Raw genomic sequence first — 21483 nt, forward strand, 5'->3', positions numbered from 1 at the left:
GTTTTACCTTTCTATGTTTTAGAGAAATATTTTTTCCGAAACCAAAATGCAACGTTTACCAATGCAATTAAAGCAGGAACTTCAACTAACGGGCCAATTACTCCTGCAAATGCCTGTCCGCTGTTGATTCCGAATACTCCAATTGAAACTGCAATAGCCAATTCGAAATTGTTTCCCGTAGCAGTAAAAGCAATTGCGGTGCTTTTAGAATAATCGGCACCAAAATATTTCCCTATGAAAAAGCTCAAAACAAACATAAAAGCAAAATAAATAACGAGAGGAATAGCAATGCGAAAAACATCCAAAGGAATCGTAACAATCAATTCTCCTTTTAAACTGAACATTATGATAATGGTAAACAACAATGCAATTAAAGTAATAGGAGAGATGAACGGAATATATTTTTGTTCAAACCATTCTTTGTCTTTTACTTTTATTAATCCATATCGTGTAATTATACCAAGTGCAAACGGAATTCCCAGATAAATGCCAACACTTTCTGCAATTTGGCCAATACTTATGTTTACATTAAAACCTGTATAACCAAAAACGGGAGGCAAAACAGTTATAAATAAGTATGCATAAAAACTATAAAGAAAAACCTGAAAGATACTGTTCAACGCAATTAATCCTGCGGCATATTCTCTGTTTCCATCGGCTAGATCGTTCCAAACTACAACCATAGCAATGCAGCGCGCTAATCCAATTAAAATGAGCCCAATCATATATTCCGGATATTCGTTCAGAAAAAGCAATGCTAATGCAAACATTAAAACCGGGCCTATTATCCAGTTTAAAAATAAAGAGACCCCCAGAACTTTTACGTTCGTAAAAACAGTTTTAAGGCGTTCGTATTTTACTTTTGCCAAAGGAGGATACATCATCAAAATTAACCCAATGGCCAGCGGAACATTTGTCGTTCCAGAAGAAAAGGAGTTTATGAAGTTTTTGCTCGACGGAATGAAATATCCAATTGAAACCCCAACAGCCATGGCAAGAAAAATCCAAATGGTTAAATAACGATCCAGAAACCCGAGCTTTTTGGGTTTATTTGCCGGAAAACAATTAGCTGCAGACATGATTATTTCTTTATTTGAGAAAAGACGTAAAACATTTCAGCTGCTATCTGCAGACTTCTTTCTGTATATTTTTTGTCTTGTTCTGGTGAATTATCAAATGCTTTTGGATCCTCAAATGTAATTGGAATGCGCTTTTCAGCTCCAGCTATAAACGGACAGCCGCCATCTGCCTGCGAACAAGTCATTATAGCAGCAAAACCAGTTTCAGGATTAAAAGCATCGTCATAAGTTTTAGAAAAACCAATTACCGGATTTTCATTTGATGCAAATTTTATGGCATATACCGGATTTTCTCCTTCAGCTATTTTTTTAATTCTAAATCCTGATTTCGAAAGCGTTTCAGCCACTTTCGGGAATAATGCTGTAGCTTCGGTACCTCCAGAATAGCAGCTTACATTTTTTACATTATAATAATAAGCCGCCGTTTGTGCCCAAACCTGCGATAAATGACTTCTTCTTGAATTATGAGTGCAAATTAGATTTAATCGTATTGCTAAAGCAGCATCACTTTTAGATTGGATAAAATCGATTAGAGGCTGCAGAATGTTTTTACGTTCAATGGTAATGGTTTCAAAATTAAAGAATGAAACTACTTCTTTAATCTCAGGGAATACAGTATTCATAATTAGATTTTAAAATTAGTTATTAGCAGCAAGAACCGCCTGGCGTACAGGAATTACCGCTATCAGGGCTCAATTGTGTTAGATTTAATTTTGTCTTTTCAGTAGGAATCCCGCATTGTTCTTGTGCCAGACAAGCTGTCATTTTATTTAAAAGAAGAAAATCTTTTCCGTTAAAGGCTAAATCGTATTTACCAATTGTAGTGTCTTGGTATTCAACTTCAATTTCAAAATCTTTTATTCCTAAAACCTTTTCAGAAAGTTCAATAATATGAATTAGTTTTTTAGGTTTCAATCTATGTTCAAAATCGTTGGCGTCCCAAAGCTGAAAGTTTACAACTGTTTCATTGCGCACAACACCGCCGCAGTCAATAAAGTTTTTGGTTATTAAACCAACCTCGGTTACATGAAAATGTTCCGGAACAAAATTTCCGTTAGGAAGCTGAAAATTTACGGCTTCAACTGTAGTTAGAATTTCTTTAATTTCTGAAAGTTTCATAATATTCTATTTAATAATTAACAGCATTCGTTATTTCGTTTTTCTAGATGAAGCGATACAACACCCAGAAAACCTTTTATTTTTTCAAAGCCTTTTTCGTTAATGCAATAACAAATGGCATTTCCTTCGACATTACCTTTAATTAATCCTGCATTTTTTAATTCTTTTAAATGCTGTGAAATTGTAGGCTGCGAAAGAGGAAGTTCATTTACGATATCTCCGCAAATACAAGTATTTACTTTTAATAGATATTCTATAATCGCAATTCGGGCAGGATGCCCAAGTGCTTTAGTTAAAACTGCCAATTCATTTTGGCTTTCTGTAAAGTGATCTGATTTAGTTGCTCCCATTGTGTTATTTTTATATTGCAATATTACGATATAAATAAATCCGAATATATTTTTTAACAGTATTTTTTCAAAAAAAATAAGTTATATCATTTTCCGATCAATAGAATAACGAAAATTACAATAAGGTAAAAGAGAATCAAAAAAATAAAATGACTCAATAGAGATAATAAAAATGCCTTACTTTTTTTAATTCGATCAAAAAATTGAATATTGGTCCAAAAAATAAGCACAACGTCAAATGCATATAAAATTTTAACAAGAAGTGAGATTTCGGGCGTTCCATTAAAATAATACAAAAGCGGAAAGGTAAGAATATGAGCAAATAATCGTTGAGAAGCTTTGAACGTATTTAAAACAAAAAACTCAACAAAATTATAGCCTTGTTTTTTAAAGCAGATAAAAGTTCCAACAGTATAAAGAGGTATCGTGCCAATTGTAATCCACGAAAAATGAGTTGATGTCCATTCGTTAAACTTCAAATAATCTATACCGCTCACATCTTTGGTTTCAGAATATAAATTGATATGGAAATAATGGTATAAAAATCCGTACAAGGTGGCCAAAACTACAACCAGCGAAAGCGGTTTAAAATGATTAACTCGTTTGCCTTCAATAAATTCACGAATAGAATGTCCAGGCCTTGTAAATAATTGCTTTAAAGAATACAATATGCCTTTATCAAAATGCAATAACCCATGCTGAATGTCATGCCATAAAAAGTGCACGTTTATTTTATGCGTATCAGCACTTTGACCGCAATTATTGCAATAATTTCCTTTAAAAGAATGCCGACAGTTTTTGCAAATTATTTCCATACTTTAAAGCAATCGTCATCAATTCGTTTTAGCGGTAAAACCATTTGGATACATAATGGCTAATAAAACGAAAATTAATAAAAAATTGTATTCAACACCGTTTCTTCCGCCGCCCACAACAAACCATCCTTCCTGAAAGTGAACCAAGATAATGCCCATAATCAATACAAAAATGGTTACAAAACCAGCTGGCTTAACGTATTTATTTATCAATAATAATACAGCGGCCACAACATGCGAAAGTTTAATAGACCAAGCCAAAAAAACGCCAAAAGGAGCAAAGCCAATTTGATTTAAATACAAATTCCCAAAATCATTTACTCCGTTGTCAAACATTCCAAAAACAGAATGAGTCAGTAAAATTATGGCAGTAGCAATTCTTAAAAGTAAATTTCCGTTCATAGTTTTAGCTGATATAAAAAAAGCGCATATTAAAAGTAGTTAATATGCGCTTTATATTTAATAGTAATTTAGTTTTTAAACTTTTCCTAAAGTATACAGTTGTTCCATTGTAGGTGTTAAACTTCCTCCGGCTGGCTCTAAAGTAATACCAAATGCCTCAGCCGAATCTGTCTGGCTTACAGCGAATATTTTTTGAGTATTTCCTTCAAAGTTATCCAGTAAACCAATACTTGTTGGCGTAAGAACCGGGCTTAATTTTAAAGACCAAACCTGATACACCATTCCTTTTGGAGGCGTTGGTAAACCTGCAGCATCAATATAAGTCGTTTTAGTTTCTTTATTCCAGTACACTTTTGCAAACGATGTTGGAGAAACGGCCTGACCGCCAAGTGTTACACCTGTATTTTTAATATCTCTAACAATGCTAAGGTTTTTCTCGGTTTGTTTATTCTGCTGATCTAAGAATGCATATTCTCTTTGGATTTTATTTTTTTCAGTTCCAACAGTAGAAATAGCTTCTTTTGATTTCGTCAATTCTAAAGTCTGATATCCAAAACCTAACAGTAATAATACCGCAGCTGCCCAGCCCACATATTGGGTCCAGTTTGACTTAGGTTGTAATTCGACAACTTTACCATGTTTAAGTTCTAAACGGGCTTTAATTTTTTCGAAGTTTTCAACAGAGTGGAAAGGAGCAAAGCTTGATGATAATGCTACAATAGCTTTTTCGATCGCAATAATTTCCTTGTCTACTTCTGGATTATTCTTCGCCAGTTCGGCTATTTCTATATTCTCCTTTTCGGTTAATAAACCGTAAACATAAAGTTCTAGAGTTCCTGATTCAATATATTCTTGTGCTTCCATTATATTTTTAGATAATTTCTTAAATCGTTAATACAGTTTCTGTTTTGAGTTTTGATAGTTCCCAGTGGCAATGCCAATTCTTCTGAAGCTTCTTGTTGGGTATATCCTTTAAAAAATAACAAATCAATAATTTCTATACATTTTGGTTTCAACTTCTTAACGAACTCCTGAATTCCAATTGTATCAATTCTATTAATTAATTTATTACTGTCATCTAACAGATTTACGAAATTATCCGAGGAAAGGTTTTTTTGGCTGTTATTAAAATTTTTTGATCTCAGCTTATCAATTGATGTATTCCTAGCTATATTAAGGATCCAGGTATAAAATCGGCCTTTACTTTCGTTATAAGAATCGATGTTTTTCCAGATTTTTACAAAAACTTCCTGCAAAACATCTTCGGCTTCTTCTCGATTTTTTATTAGAACGTTTATCACCGAAAATAAACTCTTTGAGTACATATCGTACAAATGGGTAAAAGCTCTTTCGTCTTTTTTGTAAATTAAAACTAATAATTCTTCTTGACTCATAGATTTGGATTTAAAGCTTAAACAAAAAATTATAAACATTATTTTATAACCTGAGATAAAGATAATTTATTTTTTTGTGAAAAATAATATTTTTTTTAGTAGTCCAAACCTTAGGAAAATAAAGGGTTGACAGAAAAAAGCATAAAAAAGTGCAATTTTTTTTACTTTTTTTAAATCCAAAAGCAAACTGCTTACGTATATAACATTATAAAAGAAAATGAAGAAGCAAAACGCTTTAGAGAATTAATTAAAAAATATTTTTTTAGAATAACGTATTTATGACTGGAATAGAAAAAATAAAAATTTTAATTGTAGGGTTAACCTCCGTTTTGTCACTTATAAATTTTAATGCAAGTGATTTTAAAAAAGAAATAACTCAAAATAAAGTAGAAGTAGTTTTATAAAGAAAGAACAATAAAGAAATTGATTAGTTGATGTCCTCGGACTTCCAATCGAAAATTATTTAATATTATGTTTGATCACGCAGTATAAAAGAACAGAAATTTCCACTTATAAACGCCATTGAAAGATAGAAATAGTGTGATTGAGATGAAGTAAAATTTTCAAATATAACCGGGGCATCAACTATAATTTAAAAAATATAAAAGAAACAAAGATTAATTCATGGTTTGATTTGTTTGTATGGGGGGAAGCCCGGCGTCTGATTAACGCCGGGCTTCATTTATTTAACTTATAATTAATAAAAATAATGAAGCACAGTAAATCAGATTTTAACTAATTTTATAAAAAATTATCCAATGAAAAAATTACTATTTATAGCTTGCAGTGCGGTCTTTTTTCTAAGCGCACAGTCTCAGGCTCAAACAAGCAAAAACAAATTATCTAAATCAGATAAGGCTATGACAAAAGAAACAATTTATCAGTTTAAGGTTGAAGATTTATCAGGTGACACTTTTGATTTTGCGTCTTTAAAAGGCAAAAAAATCCTGATTGTAAACACAGCATCAAAATGCGGTTTAACACCTCAGTACAAAGATCTTGAAGCAGTTTACAAACAATACAAAGACAAAGGATTTGTAATTGTAGGTTTTCCGGCAAACAATTTCGCTTCTCAGGAGCCTGGAACCAATAAAGAAATCGAAACTTTCTGCCAGCAAAATTACGGCGTAACGTTCCCAATGATGAATAAAGTTTCTGTAAAAGGAGATGATATGTGTGATGTTTATAAATTCCTTACACAAAAATCTAAAAACGGTTTACAGGATTCAGAAGTAGAATGGAATTTCCAAAAATACTTAATCAACGAAAAAGGGGAGCTGGTAAAAGTAATCAAACCTAAAACATTAGTAACAGAACCAGAAGTTATTAACTGGATTAAAAGCTAATTAGAACTTTCTAAAAATATAAATCCCCAAATTTGAATTTCAAATTTGGGGATTTTTTTTAGGTTCAAAGAGATAGAGTTGCAGAGGGGCAAAGGTTGTCATTGCGAGGAACGAAGCAATCACACTGTCGTAAGTGCTGGTTATAATTGCAAAATGAGATTGCTTCGTTCCTCGCAATGACAAAATCCGCGTCAATCCGTGTTTTCGCTTTAGCGAATCCGTGTCATCCGTGTGCCAATGCGCATCAGCCAATAAAAGTTAAGTCAAAATAAGCTGCATAAAAACCAGATCAAGCCAGTGATCAAATTTATAACCAACTTCACGGATTGTTCCTGTTGCTGCAAAACCAAACTTTTCATGAAATGCAATACTTCCGGCATTATCAGCGTCTATTGCGCCAATCATAACATGAAATCCCTGCTCTTTTGCCAAGCGGATTAATTCCGTTAATAATTTCGATCCAATACCTTTTCCAATTATATTATCAACCACATAAACAGAATGTTCTACGGTATATTGGTAACCAATTTTTTCCCTGAATTGCCCATAACTTCCAAAACCAACCACTTCACCATCTAAATCGGCAACTACAACTGGTAAGTTTTTTGCTTTTTTATCCTCAAACCATTTTGTTTGTACTTCAAGAGTTTGAATATCATAACTATAATTTGCAGTTGTATGCAGAATAGAATGATTTACAATTTCAAGAATTTTTTCTAAATCATTTACAGTTGCAGGTCTAAGAATAAGGCTCATAGTTTTGTTTTTTGTCACAAATGCACATCACAAAAAAATTAGTGCTAATTCGTGAAATTCGTGTTTTTAGGTTTATTTGGAGTTTAATTCGGCAAGTAAAGTATCGACATCTTTGGTGTTCCAGCCCATTTCTTTACCAATTGCTTTAGCGTCTTTGGCATATTTTAATGCCAGTTTTTTATCTTTTATTTTATTGTAAAGTTTCGAAACGAGTAAATTTCCATCGTAAGAATCATTTAATTCTAAAGAATGTTTCACCCACGAAATAGACTTTTTTAAACTTTCGGTATCATTAATATGTTTTAAATATGTCTGACCGATATCTTTTAAGAAGCTGGCATCATTCCAGACCAATTTTTCAGTGTCTTCAAGGGTTACCTTTTTATAGAAATTCCATTTTTCAGTACGTTCAGCCAGCGTTAAATCAAATTTAAAAACAAGAGAATCCGTTTTTTGCAGTCGGATAGATTTTGCTACTTCTCTCTGTTTATAATAGTTTATGGTATCTAAATTATCAACCAAAGGACGAAGCAATTCGTTTACAATACTTTCTACCTTGCGATCTACACGATTTTGCGAAGCCACGGCAGCAAATTCTTTTTGATGGCTTAAAACATATTGAAACTCTCTCGAATTGATATCAGTAACGCCATTTGCAATAACACGCCAGTTGGTTTCGCTTACCAATTGCGCATCAGATTGTGTCTCCAGATAAATATGCGTTGGAATCGATAATGCCGTTCTGTCTCTTCCTTTCTTTAAAGTATTCAAATAATTAAAATACTTGTTAGAATTACTCGGATCAGCCAAAAATTCTTTTTCTAAATAAGGCAGCTGAAATTTAGGATTCAAAGCATAATTGGCTTCGGCTAAAAAATCAGCCGTTTTCATTTCGCCTTTTAAAGCATATAAAAGCGTTTCATTCGAATCTAAAAACAAAAATGCCGGAAGTGAAGTGGTTTTAAACTTGTCTTTAAGCGCCATTCCTTCTTCTTTTTCAATATTTTTCCAAATACAGATATAATGGCTGTTCAAGAAATCCATCACTTTAGGATCGCTGAAAACTTCTTTTTTCATTAAATTACAATGCGGACACCAATCGGCATAAAGCATAACAAAAACAGGTTTGCCTTGTGTTTTAGCATTTTCCAGTGCAGTTTTGTATGATATTCCGTCAACAGAAAATTGATTTTGAGATTGTACAGCTTGCAGCGAAACGAAAAGAAAAAATAAATATAAGAAACGCATAAACGGTTTATTTTAATAAAGAAAATTCTGTTTTACAAATATATCCCCTTTTTCTAAAAACAGTCTTAATATCTTCCTAATATATAAGTTAAATGAGACGCGAAGTTTGTAACTTTGTAATTGTAAAAGAAAATTTTGAAGTATAAATTTTCTTAGAATATTATACACTATTTAGAATGATTTACCCCAAAATAGCGCTTGCACAAAGCATTATCGAGATTTGTTCAGCAAAAGGAATTCACAATATTATAATTTCTCCAGGTTCACGAAATGCGCCTTTAACTATAGGTTTCGCGCAAAATCCCAATTTTACATGTTATAGTATTGCCGATGAACGCTGCGCCGCTTTTTTTGCGTTGGGAATTGCCCAGCAGACAAAAAAGCCAACTGCCGTCGTGTGTACATCTGGTTCCGCCTTATTAAATTATTATCCGGCTGTAGCCGAGGCTTTTTACAGCCAGATTCCTTTAATTGTTATTTCTGCAGATCGTCCGCAGAGTAAAATTGATATTGGCGACGGACAAACCATTCGTCAGGAAAATGTCTTTTTAAATCATTCTGTTTTTAATGCTAATTTAACCGAAGATGCTTCTGTTGAAAATGATTTAAAAATCAATCAAGCCATTGAAACCGCCATTCTTCAAAAAGGACCAGTTCATATTAATGCACCTTTTGAAGAGCCTTTATACGAAACCGTTTCAGAACTTTCTGTTGAACCAAAAATTACTAATTCAGAGGAAACTCTCGGAACAAAAATCATAGATAACGAAGCCGAAGCTGTTTCTATTTGGAATACTTCAAAAAGAAAATTAATCCTTATTGGCGGCATAAACGAAGCTAATTCTGTTGATCAGGAAATTCTGGAAAACTTCGCCAAAGATCCGTCAATTGTAGTGCTTACAGAGACCACATCAAATTTACATCATCCAAGCTTTATTAATAGTATAGACAGTTTAATTACACCTTTTGACGATTCTGATTTTAAAGAATTAGAACCAGAAGTTTTAATCACTTTTGGAGGTATGATAGTATCGAAACGTATCAAAGCTTTTTTGCGTAAATACAAACCTGTACATCACTGGCATATAGATACTTTACGTGCTTATAACACATTCAATGCTTTAAGTAAACATTTTGTAATGGAGCCTAATGATTTTTTCAAAGAACTGCTTCCAAAAACAGCATTTGTTTCGAGTAAATATTTCTCAAAAATTGATAAAATTTACGATTTAAGAAAAATAAAAAAAGAAGAATATTTACGTAAAATTACTTTCTCAGATTTTAAAGTATTCGAAAAAGTAATAGAATCACTTCCTAAAAACAGTCAGCTGCAAATCAGCAATAGTTCGGCGATTCGTTATGCACAATTAATAGAAATAGATCCTTCAATCGAAGTATATTGCAACCGCGGAACAAGTGGAATTGACGGCAGCACATCAACAGCTGTAGGCGCAGCCGTAGCAAGCGATAAACAAACCATTTTTATTACGGGCGATATCAGCTTTTTATACGACAGCAATGCCTTATGGAACGCTTACATTCCTAAAAATTTCAAAATTGTTTTAATTAACAATGGAGGAGGAGGGATTTTCAGGATTTTACCGGGACATGAAGAGAAACCTGTTTTTAATACCTATTTTGAAACCTCACATCATTTAACAGCAGAACATTTAGCCAAAATGTATCAATGCAATTATTTTAAGGCAGATGATACTAATTCGTTAAATGAAAGCTTAGAATTGCTGTACAACTCAAACGAAGCACCTGGAATCTTAGAAGTTTTTACACCTACTTTAGAGAATGACATTATTCTAAAACAATACTTTAAAGAGCTTGTTTAAATTATTGTAAGTTAAATAGTGTTAAAAATTAGTTTTACCTCATTTTATTATTTAGATTTGGCTGCATAAATAGTAACCAATATTAAATTTATTATGAGTAAAAGAGACGAGTTAATTCAAAAGTATGCAGCAGATTTAAAAGAGAAATGCGGAGTAACTCCAAACATGGATTTGTTGAAAAAAGTAACCATTGGGTGCGGACCATCAATTTATAATGCAGATGCGTCTACAGTAGCAGGAACACAGGATTCAGAGATTCATACCGTTAAAAATAATTTTTTAATTAAGAAATTAGGTTTAGCCGATACTCCAGCTTTACATGATGCTATTCACGAAGTTTTAGAGAAATACGGTAAATCTAATAAACACAAATACAGAGCCGTTGTATATTACCTTTTAACAGTTCATTTTAAAAAAGAAAGTGTTTATAATAAATAACAAAAAACTAAAAGCGTCATAGAAATAGGACGCTTTTTGCTTTTATAGCCCATCTTTAAAACATTTTTCTGTTTACCATTTTCAAACTTCGTACATTTGCGCCTTAGAAACTTAGTTGCTTATCAGCTTAGAACCTTAAAGAATATGCTTGAAATAGGAAAATACAATACACTTACTATATTACGTGATACCAAAGTTGGTCTTTTTTTAGGAAATCCTGAAAAAGATCCAGACGGGATTCACGATGTATTATTACCAAATAAATACGTTCCAAACGAATTTGAAATAGGCGAAGAACTGGTTGTTTTTGTTTACTTAGACCACGAACAACGTCCGGTTGCCACTACGCTTGAACCTTATATCTTATTGAATGAATTTGCACTTTTAAGAGTAAATTACATCAATCAGGTTGGTGCTTTTATGGATTGGGGAATGGAGAAAGACATTCTGGTGCCGTTTAAAGAACAGGCACGCCCAATGGAAAAAGGAAAACGTTATTTAGTTTACCTTTATAAAGACGAAAAAACCAATCGTTTGGTGGCTTCAAGTAAAACCAATCAATTTTTGAGTAATGATCATTTAACTGTAGAAAAAGGCGAAGAAGTCGATTTGATCGTATCGCATATTACAGAAATTGGAATTAATGTGATCATCAACGAGCAGCACAAAGGACTTTTGTACAAAGATGAAGTGTATGACGATGCTATTAGAACCGGAGACAGAATGCGTGGTTATATTAAAACCATTCGTCCTGATAATAAAATAGACGTTGCTTTGCAAATTCAAGGTTACCAGAGTATAGAACCAAATGCCGAAAAAATTTTAGACGAATTAAGAGCTAATAGAGGTTTTTTACGTTTAAATGATAATTCGCATCCTGAAGATATTAAAACAGTATTAAAAATGAGTAAAAAGACCTTTAAAAAGGCTGTAGGAGCCTTGTACAAAGAGAAACTCATTGAGATTAAAGAAGATGGAATATATCTGGTAAAAGAATAATTTTTTTTAAAATCCAATATTCTAAAATCCCAAATTCCAATGTAATGCTTATATATTGGAATTTGGGATTTTAAAACTTTAGAATTTAACCTTTGGAATTTGGTATTTAAATATTGAAAATTCAAACACGTTGTAACAAGAAAGGCTGCTCATTACAAGCAGCCTTTCTCTTTTTATTCTAGTTTTAAAAAAAATTGTAATTAAAAAAAAACAGAAATAAAATAATTCGAATTCATATTGAAAGTAATAGCCTTACGAATTTTTGAAACTACTTTCTTTATGGTATGTCTTTAACAATTGATGCGTTTATCTTAAAATCAAAAATTTGATTTCACGGCTAATCCATTTGGTTTAATAAAATAACTTATAGAAGTTTTAGTTAGCATTTTTTCCTCTTTTCGTAATCATTTTGATACTAATTACTAAACAATTCTAGCGTTTAACCTTAGGTGTTACTATCTCCTCTTTGAAGTCTTGACAAACGAATAAATCATTTGCTCATTCATAGAAGGTTTACTATTTAAAACCTTAAAAAAATGAGCGACAAATTTTTTAAATTTTCTCAAAAAAATCATTTTTTAGGTTAATAAATCAGTGAAAGAAAATCAATCTTAGTATCAACTAAATAACTTGTATCTAATTGATTTCTAGGGTGTAAAATTACTCATTATTTTCTAAAACCAATGTTAAAAAGTGTTATTTTTTGTCAGGGCACCCCATTTGTTAACATTGAAACAAAAATTAGCAGGCACTTAAACAAAAATCAATAGGTAAAAATGTAAAAAATGCTTTATTTTTACACTATAATTTTTTAAAATAAAACAAATAGAAATGGATTGGATTACTGCCAGAGAATTTGAAGATATAACCTATAAAAAATGTAACGGAGTTGCGAGAATAGCCTTTAACAGACCAAATGTTAGAAATGCTTTCAGACCCAAAACAACTTCAGAATTATACCAGGCTTTTTACGATGCACAAGAAGATACTTCAATTGGAGTAGTATTGCTTTCTGCAGAAGGTCCTTCGACAAAAGATGGTGTTTATTCATTTTGCAGCGGAGGCGATCAAAACGCACGCGGCCACCAGGGATATGTGGGCGAAGACGGTCAGCACCGTTTAAATATTTTAGAAGTACAACGATTAATTCGTTTCATGCCAAAAGTAGTTATTGCAGTAGTTCCGGGATGGGCTGTAGGCGGCGGACATAGTTTGCACGTAGTCTGCGATATGACTTTGGCCAGTAAAGAACACGCTATTTTTAAGCAGACAGATGCTGATGTTACCAGCTTTGACGGTGGTTACGGATCTGCTTATCTTGCTAAAATGGTAGGACAGAAAAAAGCACGCGAAATATTCTTTTTAGGAAGAAATTATTCTGCTCAGGAAGCTATGGACATGGGAATGGTAAATGCTGTAATTCCTCATGACGAGTTAGAAGCAACAGCTTACGAATGGGCACAGGAAATTCTTCAAAAATCACCAACTTCTATCAAAATGCTAAAATTCGCCATGAATTTAACCGACGACGGAATGGTAGGACAGCAGGTTTTTGCCGGAGAAGCCACTCGTTTAGCCTACATGACCGAAGAAGCAAAAGAAGGAAGAAATGCCTTTTTAGAAAAAAGAAAACCAAATTTTGGCGAAAATAAATGGCTGCCATAAATATTTTAGATTTTAGATTGCTGATTTTAGATTTTTTAAATCTCAAACTGGCATCTCAACTCTAGATTAAAAAAACAATATTTATTTAGATTACAGATTTTAGATTTTTAAAAATAAAAGAATCCAACAATCTAAAATCTAAATTCTAAAATCTAAAATTAAAACATGAAACATTGGATTGAAGCCGCCAGACTGCGCACATTACCTTTATCAGTTTCCGGAATTATAGTTGGAAGTATCTATGCACTTTCAAACCCAACAGAAACCATCAATACACCAACCGAAGTTTTCAGCTGGAAAATTTTTGGATTCGCACTTTTAACAACACTTGGTTTGCAGGTTTTATCCAATTTTGCCAACGATTACGGAGACGGAGTAAAAGGTACAGATAATGCAGACAGAGTAGGCCCGCAGCGTGCCATACAAAGTGGTATTATCACGCCGCAAGCCATGAAAAAAGCCATTATAATCACATCGGTATTGACATTATTGTCAGCTATTATCCTGATTTATTTTGCTTTTGGACAAGACAATTTCGGTTATTCAATCTTTTTCCTGTTATTAGGAATCGCAGCTATTATTTCAGCAATTCGTTATACAGTAGGAAATTCAGCTTACGGATATAGAGGATTTGGAGACGTATTCGTTTTCATTTTCTTCGGATTAGTAAGTACATTGGGTGTTAACTTTTTATATTCAAAAGAAGTAGATCCGCTTTTAATCCTTCCGGCCGTTTCAATTGGTTTATTAAGCGTTGGAGTATTAAACCTAAATAATATGCGCGATGAAGAATCAGATAGAAAATCAGGTAAAAATACCATCGTAGTGCAAATGGGAGGTGCAAAAGCTAAGATTTATCATTTTACGATCATTATAACAGCTATGCTTTTGGTTGTCATTTTTGCTGTTTTAAGCGATTATAATTTCGATCAGTATTTGTTTTTATTGGCTTACATACCTTTAACTAAACATTTAATTACTGTTTATAAAAATCAAAACCCTAAGCTTTTAGATCCGGAATTAAAAAAACTGGCACTTAGCACTTTTTTACTTTCAATCCTTTTAACAGTATGTATGATTTCCTTGATTTCAGACATTATTGTTAACCTTTTCCTGGGCGGAAGATAAACTTAAGTTCAACTTTTAAAATCTTTTAAAAATGAAAATTACATTTTACGGACACGCATCTTTAGGCATCGAAGTTGGAGGAAAACACATCATTGTTGATCCCTTTATTTCTGGAAATCCAAGAGCGGCATCAATTGATATAAATACATTAAAAGCAGATTATATTTTACTAACCCACGCACACAGCGATCACGTTTTAGACGTTGAAACTATTGCAAAAAACACCAATGCAGTAATTGTTTCAAATGCCGAGATTACGAGCCATTACGCAAAAAAAGGGTTTAACTCACATCCAATGAATCATGGCGGAAGCTGGAATTTCGATTTTGGAAAAGTAAAATATGTAAACGCAATTCATTCAAGTTCTTTTTCTGACGGTTCGTATGGCGGAAATCCAGGCGGATTTGTAATCGAAGGCGAACACAAAAACATCTACATTGCCGGCGATACAGCCCTTACAATGGACATGAAATTAATTCCGTTAAGAACAGAATTAGATTTAGCTGTTTTTCCAATTGGAAATAATTTCACAATGGATGTCGAAGATGCCATCATCGCATCTGACTTTGTAGAATGTGATAAAATCCTCGGATATCACTTTGATACCTTTGGTTACATCGAAATCGACCACGAAGATGCAATTCGTAAATTCTTTGATAAAGGAAAAGATTTGATGCTTTTAAATGTTGGAGAGTCTATAGAATTATAATAGTATCCTGAACATAATCAAAATAAGGAGCTAATCCCGCTATCCGCTATATCTTTTACGGCGAACGCCGCCGTAAAAGGATATCACTTCTATCGGGGCTAGGGCATTCGGTTTCATTAAAAAAAAATGGCATAATATATGTCATAGAATGAAGCAGTGAATCACTTTAATCTATGCAATCTGTGGCAAATAAAAAATTAGTGAAAATTAGTAGCAAAAGATTTAAAACATATATGAATCTTAAAAGAATATTTTTAATCCTATTACTTAGTTCAGCCTGCCATTCTTTTGCTCAAAAAGATGGTTATTGGGATAAAGAACGCGCTACTACAAAAGAAATTCAGGTTTCTGCCGGCGATCGTATTGTTGTAAAAACAGAAGATTTACCAGTAGGAACAACCGAAATTGTGTACAGAATTACACTTCTGGACAAAAATCAGCAAATGGCCAACAGTTTGGTTTCGGTACTAAAATCTATTCCAGATCCTTACGGAATAGGACAGGGTTCTGCAGGAGCAGTTTTCTTAATGTCTAACATTTCCGGAGATGATCAATGTACTTATTCGCTTTTTACTTCAAGCGAAAGCACTAAAAAATACATCACCGACGGAAAAGTTGACGATGCCTGCTATTCTCAAAAAGAACCTGTAAGCAAAGATGCTAAACGTATTTCACTAGATAAAAACTCTTGTTTAAAACAAAATACGACCAACATTTGGTTTGGCTTTGAAAGCAAGAACTGGTTTTTGAGTCAAAAAGTAGTTTTAGAAGTGGTGCCGTGGGTCGATATCAAATTGAATCGCGGTTGGAATCAGGACAACAAAAATGAAATTATCAGTTTATGTAAAACATCTACAATGGCTCAAAAAATGGCCAATTCTGATGATTTTTGCGTTTGTATTCTGGAGAAAATCATGAAACAATACCGTTATACCGAATTTCAAAAATTATTAGCGGTCGAAAAAACAAAAGTTTACAAGGACTTCGGAAACGCTTGTTATAAAGATGCCGATATCTCGAAAAACGTTTATAACGACTTAAGAAATCAGGTTTCCGGCTTAATAAAACAGCAAAAATACAACGAAGCAATTCCTAAATTAAATACCATTATTAACGACGGAAAAGCTAGTGCATTAGATTACAATTCTATTGGTTTCTGCTATATTTTGACCAAGCAATACGCAAAAGCATTGAAGTTCCTTCAGGAAGGCGAAAAATTAGATAATACAGAATTGCTGATCAAACTAAATTTAGCACACGTTTATCTGGTGAGCGATAATTACAGCGATGCTAAAGCAATTTATAAAAAATATCAAAACCAAAATGTTACTGACATTTTAAGCTGGAAAGACAAAACAAAATCTGATTTTGTGCTGTTCGAAAAAGCAGGATTACCTTCAAAAGACTTCGAGAAAGTTTTAAAATTATATAATTGAGGTGCTAAGGTGCTGAGATACTAAGGTACTAAGTTTTAGTTTTTTGACACCTTAGTCTCTCAGCACCTTAGTACCTTAGCACCTTAAAAAAAAATGAACGCATCTTATCACAAATACATGCTCGAGTTTAAGCGTCCTTCTGGAACGTCTCGAGGTGTTATGACCGAAAAAGAAACCTGGTTTATCATTCTTGAAGAAAACGGTAAAAAAGGAATAGGCGAGTGTGGTATTCTGCGTGGCTTGAGTGCCGACGATCGTGACGATTATGAAGACAAACTAAAGTGGGTATGCGATAATATTCATTTAGGAGAAAAAGCACTTTGGGAATCTTTATTAGAATTTCCTTCCATACAATTCGGAATCGAAATGGCTTTTTTATCCTTAAAAAGCGAAAATCCGTATTTACTTTTTCCATCTGATTTTACTAAAAATACACAATCTATCGAAATAAACGGTTTGGTCTGGATGGGCGAACCGGCTTTTATGAAAGAGCAGATTGAAGAAAAATTAGCCGATGGTTTTAGCTGTATCAAACTTAAAATTGGTGCAATCGATTTTCAAAAAGAACTCGAATTATTAGCTTTTATCCGCAGTCATTTTTCAGCAGATGAAATAGAAATCCGCGTTGATGCCAATGGTGCGTTTCCTTTAAACGAAGCTTTAGATAAACTCAATCAATTAAGTAAATTTCAGCTGCATAGTATTGAGCAGCCCATAAAAAAAGGAAACGTTTCCGTAATGGCTGATTTATGTAAAATTACGCCGTTTCCAATCGCATTAGACGAGGAATTAATAGGCGTTTTTTCATTCGAAGAAAAAGAAAAACTACTGCAGGAAATCAAGCCGCAATACATCATTTTAAAACCAAGTTTCATAGGAGGTTTCAGAGGAACTCAAGAATGGATTACATTGGCAGAAAAATACAATATTGGCTGGTGGATTACTTCTGCTTTAGAAAGCAACATCGGATTAAATGCGATTGCGCAATGGACATTCCTTCAAAACTCAAAAATGCCTCAGGGATTAGGAACCGGAGCGCTTTATACCAATAATTTCGATTGTCCGCTAAAAGTTTTAAAAGGACAACTGCGGTACGATACAAGCGAGAACTGGGATTCAAAAGGTTTTGTTTGAGGGGCAAAGGTTCAAAGGCTCAAAGGTTCAAAGGCTCAAAGGTTCAAAGGTTCAGAGAGACAAAGTAGAAAGGGCAATTTTTAATTAAGTTGAGATTTTAATTCTATATTAGCTATTTCCACATTTTCTATTTGCTGTGAAAGCTCCAGAGGAGCTGTATATTTATAGCGTAATTTATTTCCATGCACGAAAAAGCTCCAGAGGAGCGACATATTTTTAAAGAATACATGTTTCGCTCCTCTGGAGCTTGAAATCACGTTATACATAATTGCTATAAATATTATGCTCCGTTGGAGCATTTTTTATTTAAATAATCAAATTTCAATGAAATAAATGTTGATTTTACGCAGTTTTTGTAGTTTTTAAATCAAAAAGCTCTTGGAAAAAAGGTTAAGGGAAATAAAAAAGTTGCAAAAGAACAAAGTAAAAACTTTGAACCTTTGCAACTCTGCATCTTTGAGCCTATCTCTTTACTCTTTTCCACCAATCAGGTTTTCCTGCCATTCTTTTAGCTCTTTCCATTTTCCTTCATAAGCAAACAAAGCTTGTTTTGCCCAGGTGCTTGGATTATGAATCGCATAGTTTTCTCCGCCCGAATCCAGAATGGATTGTAGTCTTTCGGTAGAAGATTGTGATAAATCGTACCAGCTTTTAATTCCCGCATCGTTAAACAAAGCTTCGATTTTTGGTCCAATTCCTTCCACAATTTTCAAATCGTCTTGTTTTATTTTCTTGCCCAATACAGTTGCTGCCAGCGCACTGTCGAATACAAATGCAGGAGCTTCTGCTACAAATGATTTAGGAGCCGATGCTGAAGCTTTAGCTTTAAGATTGGCTGAAACCAAATCTGCCTCCAAAGAAGATATTTTGGCATTCAAATTCTTCGTATTGGCTTTGCAGGCATCTAAATCTGCTTGTAATGATGCTGCAAGTGAATCATCTCCTTTTGAATTTAATTTTCCTAGTAAGTAACCCAAAATTCCACAGATTAACCCCACTAAAATCGGTATTAAGATACATGGTATATTCATAATAAGTATTTTTTAATTATTTGATTGTAATTACTGTTCGTCTATTGCTGGCTTTTCCTTCGGCCGTCGCATTGTCACCAACTGGCTCGTCAGGACCTTTAGATTCTGTTTCTATTCTCGAAGCCTCAATGCCATTTTTAATTAAATAGTTTTTAGAAAATTCAGCTCGTTTTTGTGCCAGAACGATGTTAGGCTCTCGATTTCCTACGTTATCACTATGACCAACTATCAAGACAGAAGCATCTTTTACAGCACCTAAATATTTAATAATATCAGCTATCTTTTGTTTGTCTTCTTCATTTAAATTTAAACTCGATTTATTCGTATTAAAATGAAGGGTTAAAGGATTCGCATTGATTTTTTCTTTTAACGCAGACCATTCGTCATTAGCGGGGGGACTTGTATCAGCAGCTTCAAAGTTATATTCTACTGGGCCTAGAAGCGTATCAGCGCTTGTTTTCCAGCTATTGATAATCTCTCCTTTGGTATCAAACTGAGAAGAAGCTAATCCTTTAGAAACAAAGAAGTTCTTAACATCATTTGCCCTTGCCAAACCAAGATTTTCAAATTTGGTCGTATTCGTTTCATCAGAAGTGGCATAACCCGTAATGGTTATTTTCTGTTTTGGATTTGAAACTAAAAAGGTTTTAAGATTTTCAATTCCAATTGCTACAGAGTCGCTTACTGGCTGAATTAAGGCCGAATTGTTTTTCAGGAATTTCAAATTATCATGGGTTTGATATTCAAATCCAGAGCCATTCAATACAAAAGGGACAAAATTATCGCTCTTAATTGCCGTTGGCGGTACTTTTTCGGTATCAGCCGCCGGTTCAGTCACACCGCAATTACAGCACAACTTTACGTACAAAAAAGTACCTAAAATTATGGTTATCGCAATGCCTAATAGGTAAAGTGCTTTTTTAGACATAAGTATAGAAATTAAGATTCAATCAAATTTAACGAAAATAAAAATGCACAACATATTAATAATCAGTTAAATTGGTTGCATTTTAGACCGCTAAAAGTTTAAATTGAAACGAATTAAAATGATCAGAATTTTAAAAAGCTGATTTCATGGCTGAATTAAATTAAGTAACTTGCAGTAAAATAAATTAAAACTAAAATGCTCGAAATAGAAAGAAAATTTCTTGTAAAATCAGATGATTTTAAAGAACAGGCATTTGCAAAAAATAAAATTGCACAGGGTTATTTGAGTTCGATTCCAGAGAGAACGGTTCGGGTTAGAATTAAAGGCGATAAAGCGTTTTTAACCATAAAAGGAATTGGGCATCAAGGCGGCATGTCGCGTTTTGAATGGGAAAATCAAATTCCTCTTGATGAAGCTGTTGAACTGTTGAAATTATGCGAAAAAGGCAAAATTGAGAAAACCCGTTATGAAATTAAGTCAGGTAATCATGTATATGAAGTAGACGAGTTTTATGGAGAAAATGAAGGACTGACTATGGCCGAAATTGAACTGCAGTCTGAAACGGAAAGCTTTGAGAAACCGGATTGGCTGGGAAAAGAAGTTACAAATGACGAAAGATACTACAACGCTTATTTGAGTAAAAATCCTTTTAAAAATTGGGAAAAAGAATAATTTATGACAGACCAATATGATGTAATTATTGTAGGAGGCGGCCCAATTGGACTGGCCTGCGCAATCGAAGCTCAAAAGAAAAACCTACGTTATTTAATTATAGAAAAAGGTGCGATTGTAAATAGTATTTTCAATTATCCCTTGTATATGACTTTTTTTTCCACTGCTGAAAGACTGGAAATTGGAGATATTCCGTTTAATTGTTTAGCACCAAAACCAGGACGTCAGGAAGCCTTAGAATATTATCGAAATATTCACCGCTACTTTAATTTCAATATCAATTTATTTGAGAAAGTAACCGAAATTAAAAAAGTAGAAGATGCTGTTTTTGTAGTTTCTACTGATAAACGTTTATACAAAACCAAAAATGTCATCATGGCAACTGGTTTTTATGATATTCCTATTTTAATGAATGTAAAAGGCGAGGAGCTTCCTAAAGTTCGTCACTATTATAAAGAAGCGCACGAATACGCTTTTAGAAATATCTTGGTTGTTGGAGCAAATAATTCTTCTGTAGATGCTGCGCTGGAATGCTGGCGAAAAGGAGCCAATGTAACCATGGTAATTCGTAAAAACGAAATCAACAGCAGAGTAAAATATTGGGTTAAACCCGATATTGAAAACCGAATTGCTGAAGGAAGCATCAAAGCTTATTTTGAGTCGAATATTTCTGAAATCCGAAATAATGAAGTTGATATTACAACTCCAGATGGAAAAGTTACAATCGAGAATGATTTTGTCCTGGCTTTGACAGGATACAAACCAGATCTAAAATTTCTTGAAAATACCGGAATTCATCTTTCTGATGATGATTTAAAAATTCCAACTTATAATCCGGAAACAATGGAAACAAATGTAGAAGGTTTATTTCTTGCTGGCGTTGTCTGCGGTGGCATGCAGACGCATAAGTGGTTTATAGAAAACTCAAGAATCCATGCCAATATGATTGTGGATTATATTTCATCTAAAAAATAAATAAAGCTGGCTTTTAGC

24 protein-coding genes are annotated in these 21483 nt (G+C 33.4%); 12 read left to right on the forward strand and 12 right to left on the reverse strand.

All coding sequences use genetic code 11. From position 1 onward, the window contains the following. Positions 1–11: 11 nt before the first annotated feature. The 8 genes from arsB to AC1RRQ_RS09955 all read right to left on the reverse strand — a co-directional run bounded on the left by arsB (position 12) and on the right by AC1RRQ_RS09955 (position 5159). A complete protein-coding gene (gene arsB / locus AC1RRQ_RS09920) occupies positions 12–1079 on the reverse strand; it encodes an ACR3 family arsenite efflux transporter (protein ID WP_493022865.1) in 1068 nt (355 codons plus the stop codon). A gap of 2 nt (positions 1080–1081) precedes the next feature. Next, a complete protein-coding gene (locus AC1RRQ_RS09925) occupies positions 1082–1702 on the reverse strand; it encodes an arsenate-mycothiol transferase ArsC (protein WP_493022866.1) in 621 nt (206 codons plus the stop codon). 22 nt (positions 1703–1724) lie between these two features. Continuing rightward, positions 1725–2198, reverse strand: a complete 474-nt coding sequence (locus AC1RRQ_RS09930) for a DUF6428 family protein (RefSeq protein ID WP_493022867.1) — start codon at positions 2196–2198, stop codon at positions 1725–1727. 17 nt (positions 2199–2215) lie between these two features. After that, positions 2216–2548 carry an ArsR/SmtB family transcription factor gene (locus AC1RRQ_RS09935; protein ID WP_071638035.1) on the reverse strand — a complete coding sequence of 111 codons (333 nt, stop codon included), beginning with the start codon at positions 2546–2548 and terminating at the stop codon, positions 2216–2218. 86 nt (positions 2549–2634) lie between these two features. Beyond that, positions 2635–3363 carry a DUF3667 domain-containing protein gene (locus AC1RRQ_RS09940; protein ID WP_493022868.1) on the reverse strand — a complete coding sequence of 243 codons (729 nt, stop codon included), beginning with the start codon at positions 3361–3363 and terminating at the stop codon, positions 2635–2637. Between the two features lie 18 nt (positions 3364–3381). Then, entirely contained in the window at positions 3382–3765 is a 384-nt protein-coding gene (locus AC1RRQ_RS09945) for a DoxX family protein (protein WP_493022869.1), read from the reverse strand. Between the two features lie 75 nt (positions 3766–3840). After that, positions 3841–4629 carry an anti-sigma factor gene (locus tag AC1RRQ_RS09950; protein ID WP_493022870.1) on the reverse strand — a complete coding sequence of 263 codons (789 nt, stop codon included), beginning with the start codon at positions 4627–4629 and terminating at the stop codon, positions 3841–3843. Next, the gene (locus AC1RRQ_RS09955) at positions 4629–5159 is read right to left on the reverse strand and encodes an RNA polymerase sigma factor (RefSeq protein ID WP_053473258.1); all 531 of its coding nucleotides are present in this window, start codon (positions 5157–5159) and stop codon (positions 4629–4631) included. Before AC1RRQ_RS09955 ends, AC1RRQ_RS09950 begins: the two co-directional genes overlap by 1 nt. Before the next feature lie 278 nt (positions 5160–5437). Between AC1RRQ_RS09955 and AC1RRQ_RS09960 the strand changes: the two genes are divergently transcribed. After that, a complete protein-coding gene (locus tag AC1RRQ_RS09960) occupies positions 5438–5563 on the forward strand; it encodes a hypothetical protein (protein WP_493022871.1) in 126 nt (41 codons plus the stop codon). A gap of 354 nt (positions 5564–5917) precedes the next feature. Continuing rightward, entirely contained in the window at positions 5918–6505 is a 588-nt protein-coding gene (locus AC1RRQ_RS09965; RefSeq protein ID WP_493022872.1) for a glutathione peroxidase, read from the forward strand. 258 nt (positions 6506–6763) lie between these two features. Here the strand turns inward: AC1RRQ_RS09965 and AC1RRQ_RS09970 are convergent, their stop codons facing one another. Both AC1RRQ_RS09970 and AC1RRQ_RS09975 read right to left on the reverse strand, forming a co-directional pair. After that, positions 6764–7261, reverse strand: a complete 498-nt coding sequence (locus tag AC1RRQ_RS09970) for a GNAT family N-acetyltransferase (RefSeq protein ID WP_493022873.1) — start codon at positions 7259–7261, stop codon at positions 6764–6766. Between the two features lie 72 nt (positions 7262–7333). Continuing rightward, complete coding sequence (locus AC1RRQ_RS09975) at positions 7334–8509, reverse strand: thioredoxin family protein (RefSeq protein WP_493022874.1); 1176 nt, start codon at positions 8507–8509, stop codon at positions 7334–7336. 176 nt (positions 8510–8685) lie between these two features. Between AC1RRQ_RS09975 and menD the strand changes: the two genes are divergently transcribed. The 8 genes from menD (at position 8686) to AC1RRQ_RS10015 (ending at position 17859) form a co-directional block, all read left to right on the forward strand. After that, complete coding sequence (gene menD / locus AC1RRQ_RS09980; RefSeq protein ID WP_493022875.1) at positions 8686–10350, forward strand: 2-succinyl-5-enolpyruvyl-6-hydroxy-3-cyclohexene-1-carboxylic-acid synthase; 1665 nt, start codon at positions 8686–8688, stop codon at positions 10348–10350. Between the two features lie 93 nt (positions 10351–10443). Beyond that, complete coding sequence (locus tag AC1RRQ_RS09985; RefSeq protein ID WP_493022876.1) at positions 10444–10788, forward strand: DUF2853 family protein; 345 nt, start codon at positions 10444–10446, stop codon at positions 10786–10788. Between the two features lie 144 nt (positions 10789–10932). Continuing rightward, entirely contained in the window at positions 10933–11787 is an 855-nt protein-coding gene (locus tag AC1RRQ_RS09990) for a CvfB family protein (RefSeq protein WP_493022877.1), read from the forward strand. An 831-nt stretch (positions 11788–12618) separates the two neighbouring features. After that, positions 12619–13452: a 1,4-dihydroxy-2-naphthoyl-CoA synthase gene (locus AC1RRQ_RS09995; RefSeq protein WP_017498510.1), complete on the forward strand. Its 834-nt coding sequence runs from the start codon at positions 12619–12621 to the stop codon at positions 13450–13452. A gap of 165 nt (positions 13453–13617) precedes the next feature. Continuing rightward, a complete protein-coding gene (menA, locus tag AC1RRQ_RS10000) occupies positions 13618–14580 on the forward strand; it encodes a 1,4-dihydroxy-2-naphthoate octaprenyltransferase (RefSeq protein ID WP_493022878.1) in 963 nt (320 codons plus the stop codon). A 31-nt stretch (positions 14581–14611) separates the two neighbouring features. After that, positions 14612–15289, forward strand: coding sequence for a metal-dependent hydrolase (locus AC1RRQ_RS10005; protein ID WP_493022880.1), 678 nt, complete (start codon positions 14612–14614; stop codon positions 15287–15289). Between the two features lie 233 nt (positions 15290–15522). Further along, positions 15523–16725, forward strand: coding sequence for a tetratricopeptide repeat protein (locus AC1RRQ_RS10010; RefSeq protein ID WP_493022881.1), 1203 nt, complete (start codon positions 15523–15525; stop codon positions 16723–16725). 93 nt (positions 16726–16818) lie between these two features. Next, positions 16819–17859, forward strand: a complete 1041-nt coding sequence (locus AC1RRQ_RS10015) for an o-succinylbenzoate synthase (RefSeq protein ID WP_493022882.1) — start codon at positions 16819–16821, stop codon at positions 17857–17859. Positions 17860–18329: 470 nt separating this feature from the next. Here AC1RRQ_RS10015 and AC1RRQ_RS10020 read toward each other — a convergent pair whose 3' ends face one another. Both AC1RRQ_RS10020 and AC1RRQ_RS10025 read right to left on the reverse strand, forming a co-directional pair. Continuing rightward, positions 18330–18890, reverse strand: a complete 561-nt coding sequence (locus AC1RRQ_RS10020) for a hypothetical protein (RefSeq protein WP_493022883.1) — start codon at positions 18888–18890, stop codon at positions 18330–18332. A gap of 16 nt (positions 18891–18906) precedes the next feature. Continuing rightward, entirely contained in the window at positions 18907–19818 is a 912-nt protein-coding gene (locus AC1RRQ_RS10025) for an OmpA family protein (protein ID WP_493022884.1), read from the reverse strand. Positions 19819–20013: 195 nt separating this feature from the next. On the opposite strand from AC1RRQ_RS10025, the gene AC1RRQ_RS10030 reads away from it, so the two are divergent. Then, positions 20014–20490 carry a CYTH domain-containing protein gene (locus tag AC1RRQ_RS10030; protein ID WP_493022885.1) on the forward strand — a complete coding sequence of 159 codons (477 nt, stop codon included), beginning with the start codon at positions 20014–20016 and terminating at the stop codon, positions 20488–20490. Positions 20491–20493: 3 nt separating this feature from the next. After that, positions 20494–21465 carry a YpdA family putative bacillithiol disulfide reductase gene (locus tag AC1RRQ_RS10035; protein WP_493022886.1) on the forward strand — a complete coding sequence of 324 codons (972 nt, stop codon included), beginning with the start codon at positions 20494–20496 and terminating at the stop codon, positions 21463–21465. Positions 21466–21483 lie beyond the last annotated feature (18 nt).

This window comes from Flavobacterium sp. GW821-FHT12A05 (assembly GCF_058807735.1).